At 61.5% G+C, this 13,082-nt stretch carries 14 protein-coding genes; all 14 read left to right on the forward strand.

Going from position 1 to position 13,082, the window contains the following annotated elements:
* Positions 1-24: 24 nt before the first annotated feature.
* The 14 genes from V8352_RS01545 to V8352_RS01610 all read left to right on the forward strand — a co-directional run bounded on the left by V8352_RS01545 (position 25) and on the right by V8352_RS01610 (position 13,078).
* Positions 25-393, forward strand: a complete 369-nt coding sequence (locus V8352_RS01545) for a hypothetical protein (RefSeq protein ID WP_336422482.1) — start codon at positions 25-27, stop codon at positions 391-393.
* A complete protein-coding gene (locus tag V8352_RS01550; protein WP_336422483.1) occupies positions 393-800 on the forward strand; it encodes a hypothetical protein in 408 nt (135 codons plus the stop codon). Before V8352_RS01545 ends, V8352_RS01550 begins: the two co-directional genes overlap by 1 nt.
* A gap of 7 nt (positions 801-807) precedes the next feature.
* A complete protein-coding gene (gene nuoH, locus V8352_RS01555; protein ID WP_336422484.1) occupies positions 808-1,845 on the forward strand; it encodes an NADH-quinone oxidoreductase subunit NuoH in 1,038 nt (345 codons plus the stop codon).
* Positions 1,846-1,924: 79 nt separating this feature from the next.
* Positions 1,925-2,653, forward strand: coding sequence for a methyltransferase domain-containing protein (locus tag V8352_RS01560; RefSeq protein WP_336422485.1), 729 nt, complete (start codon positions 1,925-1,927; stop codon positions 2,651-2,653).
* A 4-nt stretch (positions 2,654-2,657) separates the two neighbouring features.
* Positions 2,658-3,152: an NADH-quinone oxidoreductase subunit NuoI gene (gene nuoI / locus V8352_RS01565; RefSeq protein ID WP_281968130.1), complete on the forward strand. Its 495-nt coding sequence runs from the start codon at positions 2,658-2,660 to the stop codon at positions 3,150-3,152.
* Positions 3,149-3,562, forward strand: coding sequence for a carboxymuconolactone decarboxylase family protein (locus V8352_RS01570; RefSeq protein ID WP_336422486.1), 414 nt, complete (start codon positions 3,149-3,151; stop codon positions 3,560-3,562). The genes nuoI and V8352_RS01570 overlap by 4 nt, the downstream gene beginning before the upstream one ends.
* Positions 3,559-4,167: an NADH-quinone oxidoreductase subunit J gene (locus V8352_RS01575; protein ID WP_336422487.1), complete on the forward strand. Its 609-nt coding sequence runs from the start codon at positions 3,559-3,561 to the stop codon at positions 4,165-4,167. The genes V8352_RS01570 and V8352_RS01575 overlap by 4 nt, the downstream gene beginning before the upstream one ends.
* Before the next feature lie 209 nt (positions 4,168-4,376).
* Positions 4,377-4,682 (forward strand): NADH-quinone oxidoreductase subunit NuoK, encoded by a 306-nt coding sequence (nuoK, locus tag V8352_RS01580; RefSeq protein ID WP_076534978.1) that lies wholly within the window; start codon positions 4,377-4,379, stop codon positions 4,680-4,682.
* A gap of 4 nt (positions 4,683-4,686) precedes the next feature.
* Positions 4,687-6,759 carry an NADH-quinone oxidoreductase subunit L gene (nuoL, locus tag V8352_RS01585; protein ID WP_336422488.1) on the forward strand — a complete coding sequence of 691 codons (2,073 nt, stop codon included), beginning with the start codon at positions 4,687-4,689 and terminating at the stop codon, positions 6,757-6,759.
* On the forward strand, positions 6,759-8,309 hold the full coding sequence (locus V8352_RS01590; RefSeq protein WP_336422489.1) for an NADH-quinone oxidoreductase subunit M: 1,551 nt from the start codon (positions 6,759-6,761) through the stop codon (positions 8,307-8,309). The genes nuoL and V8352_RS01590 overlap by 1 nt, the downstream gene beginning before the upstream one ends.
* Before the next feature lie 10 nt (positions 8,310-8,319).
* Positions 8,320-9,765: an NADH-quinone oxidoreductase subunit NuoN gene (gene nuoN, locus V8352_RS01595; RefSeq protein WP_336422490.1), complete on the forward strand. Its 1,446-nt coding sequence runs from the start codon at positions 8,320-8,322 to the stop codon at positions 9,763-9,765.
* Positions 9,766-9,875: 110 nt separating this feature from the next.
* Positions 9,876-10,634, forward strand: a complete 759-nt coding sequence (locus tag V8352_RS01600) for a biotin--[acetyl-CoA-carboxylase] ligase (protein ID WP_336422491.1) — start codon at positions 9,876-9,878, stop codon at positions 10,632-10,634.
* A complete protein-coding gene (locus V8352_RS01605; RefSeq protein WP_336422492.1) occupies positions 10,634-11,404 on the forward strand; it encodes a type III pantothenate kinase in 771 nt (256 codons plus the stop codon). The genes V8352_RS01600 and V8352_RS01605 overlap by 1 nt, the downstream gene beginning before the upstream one ends.
* Before the next feature lie 6 nt (positions 11,405-11,410).
* Positions 11,411-13,078, forward strand: coding sequence for a ribonuclease J (locus tag V8352_RS01610; protein WP_336422493.1), 1,668 nt, complete (start codon positions 11,411-11,413; stop codon positions 13,076-13,078).
* The last annotated feature ends 4 nt before the right edge of the window (positions 13,079-13,082 follow it).

Here is a 13,082-nt window from a genome sequence, read left to right on the forward strand (position 1 = left end):
GCGATGCGCGCGGGGCGTCATATCATGGCAGCCGGCCTCGCCGCGCTGGCGCTGGCGGCTTGTGCGCCCCAAGGCCAGATGGAGCGTTATGTCGGTCGCTCCGTCAGTGCGGCGATGCTGGACCATGGCAGCCCCGATGAGGTCTTTGCGCTGGCGGACGGGCGCCGCGCCTATCAGTGGGAAATCACCAATGAGGGCTTTCGCCCCGCGCCGCAGCCCCGCATCGGCGTCGGCATCGGGATCGGCACCGGGGGCTGGGGCGGCGGCCTCACCACGGTGAATACAACCTACGTGCCCTATTCCAAGACGTGCCGCTATACTCTGATCGCGGATCAACGGGGCACGGATTGGATCGTGGCAGAAGCGCGCAAGCCGACGCCGGGATGCGCGTGATGCGGGGGCCGCGGTCCATCACTGCGGCGCTCTGGCCGGTGATCGCGCTCATTGCCTTGGCCGGATGCGAGGCGGGCAGCAGTTCGTCCTTGCCCTTCGCGCCTGAGTACCGCGGGGTCGAGACCGACCTTCTGGACGGTGATCTGGTGAATTTCCACGTCTCCATGACTGGCGCGCGGGGCAGCGCCGATGTCGCGCGCTATGCCGAATGCGCGGCGGCGCAATACGCCTTGATCCGCGGATACGGATTTGCGCGCCATGTGCGCACGAATATCGAGGATGAGGGTGGCGTCTGGCGCGCTGATGCGGTTTATACGATCTCGCCCGCCCTGCCGCGCGGGCTCAAGACAATCGACGCCGAAGTCGTAGCCGCCGACTGCGCGGAAAACGGAATACCGATGGTATGAGGACCTGATGGCTGAATTCTTTACCACCCCGCTGGGGACCGTCCTGCTGATCTTTGCGCAATGCCTTGCCATGCTGGGTTTTGTGATGGTCAGCCTTTTGTTCCTCGTCTATGGCGACCGCAAGATCTGGGCCGCTGTCCAGATGCGTCGTGGCCCGAATGTCGTGGGTGTCTTTGGCCTGCTGCAATCGGTGGCAGACGCACTGAAATACGTCATCAAGGAAGTTGTGATTCCCGCAGGTTCGGACAAGGCCGTGTTCATCATGGCCCCGATCGTCAGCTTTGTTCTGGCCGTCATCGCCTGGGCGGTGATTCCGATGAATGACGGCTGGGTGCTGTCGGATATCAACGTCGCGATCCTCTATGTCTTTGCTGTCTCGTCGCTCGAAGTCTACGGCGTGATCATGGGCGGCTGGGCGTCGAACTCGAAATATCCGTTTCTCGGTTCGCTGCGCTCTGCGGCGCAGATGATCTCGTATGAGGTTTCACTGGGTCTGATCATCGTCGGTATCATCATCTCGACGGGTAGCCTGAATTTCGGCGATATCGTTTCGGCGCAGGATACGAAGTACGGCTTCTTCGGCTGGTATTGGTTGCCGCACCTGCCGATGGTCTTCCTCTTCTTCATCTCGGCGCTTGCCGAGACGAACCGCCCGCCGTTCGACCTGCCTGAGGCCGAGTCGGAGCTGGTGGCCGGCTATCAGGTGGAATACTCCGCAACGCCCTTCCTGTTGTTCATGGCCGGTGAGTATATCGCCATCTTCCTGATGTGCGCGCTGACCTCGCTGCTGTTCTTTGGCGGTTGGCTGTCGCCCATTCCCGGCCTGCCGGACGGCGTGCTGTGGATGATCGGCAAGATGGCGTTCTTCTTCTTCCTCTTCGCCATGGTCAAGGCGATCACGCCGCGCTACCGCTATGATCAGCTGATGCGCATCGGCTGGAAAGTGTTCCTGCCGCTGTCGCTGGGCTGGGTCGTCATCATCGCCTTCCTCGCCAAGTTCGAAGTGTTTGGCGCGTTCTGGGCGCGGTTTGCGATGGGGGGCTGAGCCATTGGGGATCGACTACGTCCTATTTGACCGCCTGGTCGAGCTCTCTACCCGGTTCAAGCCGGAAGGGCGCTCGCTCATGCTGGGACGTCAGAAGTTCCCCATTCAGACGCGGCACCGTGCGCTTTATGAAAAATCGCTGACCGATCACGGCATCGAGGCCCGCCGCTTCGATTTCCTGCAAGAGGATGGCTATGCCGAGACCTTGATGGAAAAGCTGGGATTCGGCGCCATCGAGACCATGGATTTTTCCGACTACGAGGGCGCGAGCCTGCTGCATGACCTCAACAAGAGGCCCAAGAAGAGCCTTGAGAACAAGTTCGACCTGATCTTTGACGGTGGCACGGTCGAGCATGTATTCAACGTGCCGATGGCGCTGGAGGGGCTTTTTCGCATGCTGAAACCGGGCGGGCGCCTGATTTCGGCCAATGGACTGAATGGCTGGTATGGACACGGCATGTATCAGTTCAATCCCGAGCTGGTCTGGACCTTCTGGAAGCGCGCGTGCAACTGCAATGTCATCGACTGCCGGGCGATCCCTGTCGAGCCGGATGACGGGTTTGGCCATGTCGCCTTCGATGATCCGGCTGACAGCGGGGTGCGCCTGCGCCTCAAGAATCAGATCGGGCCGGGGCGCACCTACCTATATTACGAGATCGAGAAGACCGAAGACTCGCACCTGCCGGATTTTGCGCTGCAAAGCGATTACGAGACCCGCTGGAATGGCGCCGAAAATGCCGGTATGACGCGGCTGGACGGTGAGACTCAGGCAGGTGGGTCTTTGGGCAACACGGACGCAAGGAGCTGACGCAATGGCGAATATCGATTATGGACGCGCGGCCGGTTACTTCCTGCTGAGCGATGTGTGGAAGGGCCTGGGACTGGGCCTGAAGTATTTCTTCGCCCCCAAGGCGACGCTGAACTATCCGCATGAAAAGGGCTATCTTTCGCCCCGTTTCCGGGGCGAGCATGCGCTGCGCCGCTATCCCAATGGCGAAGAGCGCTGCATTGCCTGCAAGCTTTGCGAGGCGATCTGCCCCGCGCAGGCCATCACGATCGATGCCGAGCCGCGTGACGACGGCAGCCGCCGCACCACGCGCTATGACATCGACATGACGAAATGCATCTATTGTGGCTTCTGCCAGGAGGCATGCCCCGTCGATGCGATCGTCGAGGGCCCGAACTTCGAATTTTCGACCGAAACCCGTGAAGAGCTGTTCTACGACAAGGATAAACTCCTTGAGAACGGTGATCGCTGGGAGGCCGAGATCGCCCGCAACCTCGAGCTGGACGCGCCTTACAGATGAGCGATACCCCGAACCCTTTCGAGCAGATGATGCGCCAGATGCAGGACATGGCCAAATCCATGAATCCGGCCATGGATGCGTTTTCGCCCAAAGCCTTCGAGGCGATGTGGCAGACGATGCCGCGCGATCTGATGGAGATGACGTTCGGCAAGGGCTTGAACCCCGAGGGGCTTGATGCCAAGACGCGCCTGCTGCTGACGCTGGCAGGGTTGACCATGCAGGGCGCACAGGCCGATACGGCGGTGCGACTGACCGTGCGCCACGCCCGCGAGGCTGGCGCGACGGATGCGGAAGTGGCCGAGACCATCGCGACCATGTCGATGTTCGCAGGCGTTCCGGCCACGAACCGCGCGATGAGCCTCGCGCGCGAAGTGATGGACGGGGAAACCGAGGAAGGAAAAGACACATGACTGCGATGGTGTTTGCGTTCTATCTCTTTGCGATATCGGCCCTGATTGGCGGGCTTTTCACCGTTATCAGCCGCAACCCGGTGCACTCGGTGCTATGGCTGATCCTCAGCTTCATCAGCTCGGCGGGCCTCTTCGTGCTGCTGGGGGCTGAATTCGTCGCCATGCTTCTGGTCATCGTCTATGTTGGCGCCGTGGCTGTCCTTTTCCTCTTCGTCGTCATGATGCTGGACGTCGATTTCGCCGAGCTGAAGGCCGAGATGGCCAAGTATATGCCCCTCGCACTTCTGATTGCCGTGATCCTGCTGATGCAGTTCGGCATTGCCTTCGGCGCGTGGGAAACCTCGGCAGGTGCCGAAGCTGCGGCAGCCGCGCCGACCCCGGTGGATGTTCACAACACCGCCGCGCTGGGTCTGCTGCTCTATGACAAGTATTTCCTGCTCTTCCAACTGGCGGGCCTGATCCTGCTTGTTGCCATGATCGGAGCCATCGTGCTGACGCTGCGCCACCGCGTGGATGTCAAGCGCCAGAACGTGCTGCATCAGATGTGGCGCGACCCTAAGAAGGCGATGGAGCTGAAGGACGTCAAGCCGGGGCAGGGCCTCTGAGCCGCGCCGGATAAACATATCGGGCGGCGCGGGTTGTGCGCCGTCCTCACAGATCAAGGGATTAGACGCATGTCCAGAACTACAATTGTTGTGCTCGTTGTCGTGCTGATCATCATCTTTGGCGGGTATTCGGTGTTCGGCTAAGCCCGGACGACGAGGTCGAGGCGCACATTCAGAGGCGCGTGACAGGAAAAGACTGAGGGACTGACATGATCGGAATTGAACATTACCTGACGGTGGCGGCGACGCTTTTCGTCATCGGCATCTTCGGGCTCTTTCTGAACCGCAAGAACGTCATCATCCTGCTCATGTCCATCGAGTTGATGCTGCTGGCGGTGAACATCAATCTGGTCGCCTTTTCAAGCTTTTCGGGCGATTTGGCGGGGCAGGTCTTTACCCTGTTGGTGCTGACAGTCGCCGCCGCCGAGGCCGCGATCGGCCTTGCGATCCTGGTCTGCTTCTTCCGCAACCGCGGCACGATCGCGGTCGAAGACGTCAACGTGATGAAGGGCTGAGCCAATGGAAAAGATCATCCTTTTCGCCCCCCTGGTGGGCGCGATCATTTCGGGCTTTGGCTGGCGCATCATTGGCGACAAGGGGGCGCAATGGGTCTCGACGGGCCTGCTGTTTCTGGCCTGCCTGCTCAGCTGGATCGTGTTCATCGCGCATGACGGCACGACACAGCATATCCATATCCTCGACTGGATCCAGTCGGGCGTTCTGGACACCACGTGGTCCATTCGCCTCGACCGCCTGACGGCGATCATGCTGATCGTGGTCACCACTGTTTCGGCGCTCGTGCACCTTTATTCCATGGGCTACATGGCCCATGATCACAACTTCAAGGACAGCGAGACGTATCGTCCGCGCTTCTTTGCGTATCTGTCGCTCTTCACCTTTGCGATGCTGATGCTGGTGACTGCCGACAACCTCGCGCAGATGTTCTTTGGCTGGGAGGGGGTCGGTCTCGCCTCCTACCTGCTGATCGGTTTTTACTACCGCAAGCCTTCGGCGAATGCCGCCGCGATCAAGGCGTTCGTGGTCAACCGTGTGGGCGACTTCGGCTTTGCGTTGGGGATCATGGCGCTCTTCTTGCTGACCGACTCGATCAATTTCGACGACATCTTTGCGGCGGGACCGCAGTTGGCCGAGACGAGCATTCGCTTTCTGTGGACCGACTGGAACGCGGCCAACCTGATCGCCTTCCTCCTGTTCGTCGGCGCGATGGGCAAATCGGCGCAGCTCGGCCTGCACACATGGTTGCCTGACGCGATGGAAGGTCCGACCCCGGTGTCGGCGCTGATCCACGCGGCGACGATGGTTACGGCAGGCGTGTTCCTGATCTGCCGCATGTCGCCGATCATGGAGTATGCGCCCGAAGCGCTCATGTTCGTGACCTTCCTCGGGGCGACGACGGCCTTTGTCGCGGCCACGATTGGCCTCGTCCAGAACGACATCAAGCGCGTGATCGCCTATTCGACCATGTCGCAGCTGGGCTACATGTTCGTTGCGGCGGGCGTTGGCGCCTATTCGGTCGCGATGTTCCACCTGCTGACGCATGCCTTCTTCAAGGCGATGCTGTTCCTCGGGGCAGGCTCGGTCATCCACGGAATGCATCACGAGCAGGACATGCGTAACTATGGCGGCCTGCGCCACAAGATGCCCTATACCTTCTGGGCGATGATGATCGGCACGCTCGCCATCACGGGCGTTGGTATTCCGCTGACGGGCTGGATCGGCTTTGCTGGCTTCGCCTCCAAGGACGCTGTGATCGAGAGCGCCTTTGCCGGAACGAACGGCGGCTATGCCTTCTGGATGCTGGTGATCGCCGCGCTGATGACCAGTTTTTACAGCTGGCGCCTGATGTTCCTCACCTTCTTTGGCACCGCGCGGGGCGACAAGCACACGCATCAAAACGCGCATGAGTCGCCAACAGTGATGCTTGTTCCTCTGGGCGTGCTGGCCATCGGCTCGGTCCTTGCGGGCGCGATCTGGTATGGCAGCTTCTTCGGCAAGACGAACGAGGTCGTGACATTCTTCGGCGGTGCCTATGGCGAGCCTGCGCAAGAGCTGGTCGAGGCGGTTGCCGAACGCAGCCCCAAGGCGTCCGAGCTGCACTACGTGATGGAGAGTGCGCCGGGCGAGGCCGCAATCTACATCCGCCCCGAAAACACCGTCCTGCATGAGGCGCACTACGTGCCCACATGGGTCAAGCTGTCGCCCTTCGTCGCAATGGTTCTCGGCCTGCTGACGGCGCTCTGGTTCTACATCTGGAGCCCCGGCACCCCCGCCACCTTCCGCCGCGCGCAGGAGCCGCTCTACCAGTTCCTGCTGAACAAGTGGTATTTCGACGAGATTTACGACGTGCTCTTCGTCAAGCCAGCAAAGAAGCTGGGCGGATTTCTGTGGAAGCGCGGTGATGGCACCGTTATCGACGGCGGCATCAATGGGCTGGCGATGGGTATTGTGCCCTTCTTCACCCGCCTCGCGGGCCGCGCGCAGTCCGGCTATATCTTTACCTATGCCTTCGCCATGGTGATCGGGATCGCGGTCCTTGTCACATGGATGACGTTCACCGGAGGGGCAAACTGATGGAAAACGTTCTGTCGATCACCACGTTTATCCCCCTCATCGCGGCGGCGATCCTCGCCATCTTCCTGCGGGGCGAGGATGCGGCGGCGCAGCGCAATGCCAAATGGGTGGCGCTGGCTGCAACGGTCGTGACGTTCCTCGTCTCGCTGTTCATCCTCTTTGACTTTGATCCCTCGAACACCGGCTTTCAGTTCGTGGAAGAGCGCGAATGGCTTCTCGGCCTGCAATACAAGATGGGCGTCGATGGGATCAGCGTTCTTTTCGTGCTGCTGACGACCTTCATGATGCCGCTGACCATCGCGGCCTCCTGGGGTATCAAGACGCGGGTCAAGGAATACATGATCGCGTTCCTGATCCTCGAGACGCTGATGCTGGGTGTCTTCATGGCGCTGGATCTGGTCCTTTTCTACCTCTTCTTCGAGGCGGGGCTGATCCCGATGTTCCTGATCATCGGCATCTGGGGCGGCAAGGAGCGTATCTACGCCTCGTTCAAGTTCTTTCTCTATACCTTCCTCGGGTCGGTCCTGATGCTGGTTGCTATGGTCGCCATGTTCTCGGACGCGGGCACCACCGATATTCCGACCCTTATGCGTCACGGCTTTGACAGCGAGACGTTCAGCGTGCTGGGCTTCTCGATCGTGGGCGGCATGCAGACGCTGATGTTCCTTGCGTTCTTTGCCAGCTTTGCGGTCAAGATGCCGATGTGGCCGGTGCACACGTGGCTGCCCGATGCACACGTGCAGGCGCCGACCGCCGGGTCCGTCGTGCTGGCCGCGATCCTGCTGAAGATGGGGGGCTATGGCTTCTTGCGGTTCAGCCTGCCGATGTTCCCCGTGGGGTCCGAGGTGATGACGCCGCTGGTGCTGTGGATGTCTGCAATTGCCATCGTCTACACCTCGCTCGTCGCGCTCGCGCAGCAGGACATGAAGAAGCTGATCGCCTATTCGTCCGTCGCGCATATGGGCTACGTCACCATGGGCATCTTTGCGGCCAACCAGCAGGGCATAGACGGTGCTATCTTTCAGATGATCAGCCACGGCTTCATCTCGGGGGCGCTCTTTCTCTGCGTGGGCGTGATCTATGACCGGATGCACACGCGCGAGATCGACGCCTATGGCGGTCTCGTCAACCGGATGCCGGCCTATGCGCTGATCTTCCTCTTTTTCACCATGGCGAACGTCGGCCTGCCGGGCACCTCGGGTTTTGTCGGGGAATTCCTGACGCTGGTCGGTGTCTTTCAGGTCAACACCTGGGTTGCGCTGGTCGCGACCTCGGGGGTGATCCTGTCGGCGGCCTATGCACTCTGGCTCTATCGCCGGGTCGTGCTGGGCGATCTGATCAAGGAAAGCCTCAAGTCCATCGGTGACATGACGGGTCGCGAGCGGGCGATCTTTGCTCCGCTGGTCGTGATGACCCTGCTTTTGGGCGTCTATCCCGCGCTGGTGACCGACATCATCGGCCCCTCGACCGAGGCGCTGATTTCGCAATATGACACCGCGCTGGCGGAGGGTGGCCGCGACGCCGTCCAGACCGCCGAAGCCGCGAATTGAGGAGCCACAGATGATCCAGGCTGATCTGAACGTTATCCTGCCCGAGATCGTCATCGCGGTCTACGCGATGCTGGCCCTCATGGGCGCTGTCTACACGACCAAGGACAAGGCCGCTGGCCTCCTGATCTGGCTGACGGCCGCGCTGTTCGTGGCCATGGCCTTCTGGATCGGGACGACCGGCAACGGGACGCATGTGGCGTTTTCGGGCATGTTCGTCGACGACGGTTTCTCCCGCTTCGCCAAGATCATGATCCTGATCAGCGCCGCGGCGGTGATGGTCATGGGACAGGATTACATGGCGCGGCGCGGTATGCTGCGCTTTGAATATCCCATCCTTATCGCGCTCGGGACCGTCGGCATGATGGTAATGGTCAGCGCCGGGGATCTGATGTCGCTCTACATGGGGCTCGAGCTTCAGTCATTGGCGCTTTATGTCGTGGCGTCCCTGCGACGGGACAGTGCCAAATCGACCGAGGCGGGCCTCAAGTATTTCGTGCTGGGCGCGCTCAGCTCGGGCCTGCTGCTCTACGGGGCGTCGCTTGTCTATGGCTACGCGGGCACGACCAGCTTTGCCGGTATCATCGACGCCGCCGAAGGGCGCGCGCCGCTGGGCCTGCTCCTCGGCCTCGTCTTTGTCATGTCGGGCCTCGCGTTCAAGGTCAGCGCTGTGCCGTTCCACATGTGGACGCCCGATGTCTATGAGGGCGCGCCGACGCCGGTCACCGCCTTCTTTGCCACCGCGCCCAAGGTAGCGGCGATGGCCCTCTTTGCGCGGGTGGTGTTCGATGCCTTTGGCGGTATCGTGCCCGACTGGCAGCAGATCATCGCGGTGCTGAGCGTCCTGTCGATCTTCTGGGGGAGCCTTGCCGCGATCGGGCAAACGGATATCAAGCGACTGATGGCCTATTCGTCGATCGCGCATATGGGTTTCGCGCTGATGGGGCTGGCCTCGGGCACGGCCTTCGGTGTGCAGGCGATGCTGATCTACATGGCGATCTACGTCACGATGAACGTGGGCACCTTCGCCTTTGTTCTGTCGATGCAAAAGGACGGCCTGCCGACCACCGATATTCGCAGCCTGAACCTTTATTCCAAGGTGCATCCCGGCCGCGCGCTGGCGATGCTGGTGCTGCTTTTCTCACTGGCCGGCGTGCCGCCGCTTCTGGGTTTCTTCGGCAAGTTCTACGTGCTGCGGGCGGCCTATGAGGGTGGCCTTGTCTGGCTCGCGGTCCTTGGCGTGGTCGGCTCGGTTATTGGCGCGTTCTATTACCTGCGCATCGTCTTCTTCATGTATTTTGGCGAAGAGGGCGAGGCGCTGGACCCGCCGGGATCTGTCGTGCTCTGGGGTTTCCTGATGGTATCTGCCACGATCATCGGACTGGCCTGGCTGCCGGGGATCAACCTCTTCGGGATCGAGGGCGCAGCGCAGGCGGCGGCGGCGACGCTGGTCAACTGAGGATCAGTTGCGCTATTGATCAAAAAGGTGACGCGCCAAGGGCGCGTCGCTTTGGTTTAAGGCAGCCCGTGCGGGCTGCACGCGCTTTGCGCGGGAGTATTTGTAGAACAATGAAAGATCCGGATTGGCCAGAGGGATATGGGCGGCGCATGCTGGGCGAGGTGGGCAGCACCAACGCCGAGGGCCTGCGTCTGGCGCGGGATCTGGCCCGGCCGACTTGGGTCTTTGCCGCCCGGCAACTGGCGGGCCGTGCCCGGCGCGGGCGGGTCTGGAGCGATCCTGTCGGGAATTTCGCCGCCTCGCTGGTGCTGCGGCCCGCAGAGGCGCCGGGGCAGGCGGCGCTGCGGTCTTTCGTGTCGTCCCTGGCGCTACATGATGCGCTGAGCGCGATTGTGCCCGGGGCGGCGCTATCGGTGAAATGGCCGAATGATGTGCTGCTCTCCGGGGGGAAACTGGCCGGGATCCTGCTGGAGGCGTCGAGCACTGCGTCGCGGATGGAGCATCTGGTGATCGGCATCGGTGTCAATCTGGCGGCTGTGCCGCCGCAGGTGGACGGGGCCGTCGCGCCTGTGGACCTCAGGACGCAGACCGGCGCCGAGATCACGCCCGAGCGTTTCCTCTATCATCTGGCTGCAGCCTATGCCGCGCGTGAAGCGGTCTTTGTCGCCGAAGGGTTTGCACCCATCCGTGCCGCCTGGCTGGACCGGGCCGCGCGGCTGGGGCAGCCGATTGTGGCCCGCAGGATGCAAGGCGAGACGCATGGGATATTTGAGACAATCGACGCGGAGGGGCATCTGGTTCTATCGACGCCCCAAGGCCGCGAGGCCATTCCAGCGGCGGATGTGTTTTTCAGCGGGGGGGCCGCGTGATGCTGCTGGCAATTGATTGCGGCAATACCAACACCGTCTTTGCGATCTGGAACGGGTCGGAGTTTTTGTGCACGCTACGCACCTCGACCCATCACGCGCGCACGGCGGATGCTTATTTTACCTGGTATTCCACCTTGGTGAACCATTACGGCATCGAGGCGGAGATCACGGATGTGATCATCTCGTCCACGGTGCCGCGCGTGGTGTTCAACCTGCGCGTCTTTGCCGACCGTTTTTTCGGATGCCGGCCCATGGTGGTGGGCAAGCCCGAATGTGCGCTGCCGGTGCTACCGCGCGTCGATCCGGGCACGCTTGTCGGGCCTGACCGTCTGGTGAATTCGGCGGGTGCCTTCGCGCGCCATGGCGGCGATTTGATCGTCGTGGATTTCGGCACTGCCACGACCTGCGACGTCGTGGCCGAGGATGGCGCCTATGTCGGCGGTGTGATCGCGCCGGGGGTCAACCTGAGCCTTGAGGCGCTGCATATGGCCGCGGCCGCCCTGCCGCACGTGGATGTGACCACCCCGCCGCGTGTTATCGGCACAAACACGGTCGACTGCATGCAGTCGGGCGTTTACTGGGGGTACATCGGCCTGGTTCACGGCCTTTGCGAAAAAATTCGCGCGGAATACGCGCGCCCGATGAAAGTGATCGGAACGGGGGGCCTCGCGCCTCTCTTTGCCCAAGGCGCCGATCTGTTTGATGAAATCGAAGATGATCTGACAATGCACGGTTTGACCGTGATTCACGACTACAACAAGAAAGGCTGACGCCTCATGAGCAACGAACGCGTAATCTATCTGCCCCTCGGCGGGGCAGGCGAAATCGGTATGAACGCCTATGTCTATGGCTATGGCAGGCCCGGCAAGGAGAAGCTGATCCTTGTCGATCTGGGCCTGACCTTTCCCGACATGGACGGCACGCCCGGGGTCGATCTGATCCTGCCGGACATCTCCTGGCTGGAAAAGCGCAAGAACGATCTGGAAGCCATCTATGTCACCCACGCCCATGAGGATCATGTGGGTGCGATCGCACATTACTACAGCGCGCTGGGTGCGCCGATCTATGCGCGCGCCTTTACCGCCAACATCGCGCGGCGCAAGATGTCCGAGCATGGACACCCCGAGAAGGCCGTGAAAATCGTCACGCCTTGGCCCGAGACGGTCAAGAGTGGTCCCTTTACCGTGGGATTTGTGCCGATCTCACATTCGATTCCAGAAAGCTCGGCGCTTGTGATCGACACGCCCAAGGGGCGCATCGTTCATACCGGCGACTTCAAGATCGACACCAACCCCGGCGTGGGCGAGCCCTTTGATCACGCGATGTTCGAGGAGATCGGCAAGGACGGTGTGTTGGCACTGATGTGCGATTCCACCAATGTCTTCAGCACGCATGAAGGCCGCTCGGAGTCGACTGTCGGGCCCGAGATCGAGAAGCTGGTGGCCTCGGCCAAGGGGATGGTCGCCGCGACCACCTTTGCCAGCAATGTCGCCCGTGTGCTGACGCTGGCCGAGGCGGGCGATCGGGCGGGGCGGAGCATCTGCCTGATGGGCCGTGCGATGCGCCGCATGGTGGAGGCATCGGTTGAGACCGGTGTGCTCAAGACGTTTCCCAACACGGTCAGCCCCGAGGACGCCAAGAGCCTGCCGCGCGACAATGTCATGCTGATCGTGACCGGTAGCCAGGGCGAGCGCCGCGCGGCCAGTGCGCAGTTGGCCAATGGCAAGTATCAGGGGATGAAGTTGGCGGAAGGGGATCTGTTCCTCTTTTCGTCCAAGACGATTCCGGGCAATGAGCGCGGCGTCATCCGCATCATGAACCAATTCTCCGAAATCGGCGTCGATGTGGTCGATGACGATGGCGGGCGCTATCACGTGTCAGGCCATGCCAACCGGCCCGATCTGGAAACGATGCATGGCCTGATCAAGCCGCAGATGGTCGTGCCCATGCATGGCGAGCATCGCCATCTGCGCGAGCACGTGAAGATCTGCAATGAAAAGGGCATTCGCGGTGTCATGGCTGTTAACGGCATGATGATCGACCTCACCGCCAAGACGCCGACTGTCGCCGAATACGTCGAGACGGGGCGCACCTATCTGGACGGGTCGGTGCGGATCGGCGCGCTTGACGGCGTGGTGCGTGACCGGATCCGCATGGCAATGAACGGGCATGTCACGGTGAATGTCATCCTTGACGAGAATGACGAGAGCCTTGGCGATCCATGGTGCGAGATCAAGGGACTGGCCGAAACCGGCACGTCCAACGCGCCGCTTATCGACGTGCTGGAGGAGGATCTGGGGCAGTTCCTTGGCCGCGCGGGCAAGAGGGTTCTGGCCGATGAGGACAAGCTGGAAGAAGAGCTGGCCCGTATCACGCGCCAGTCTGCCAACAATGAGATCGGCAAGAAGCCGGAAGTGACGGTGATCGTCAGCCGCCTGACCTGAACCT

Source organism: Roseovarius sp. D0-M9, from assembly GCF_037083805.1.
Lineage (GTDB): Bacteria > Pseudomonadota > Alphaproteobacteria > Rhodobacterales > Rhodobacteraceae > Roseovarius.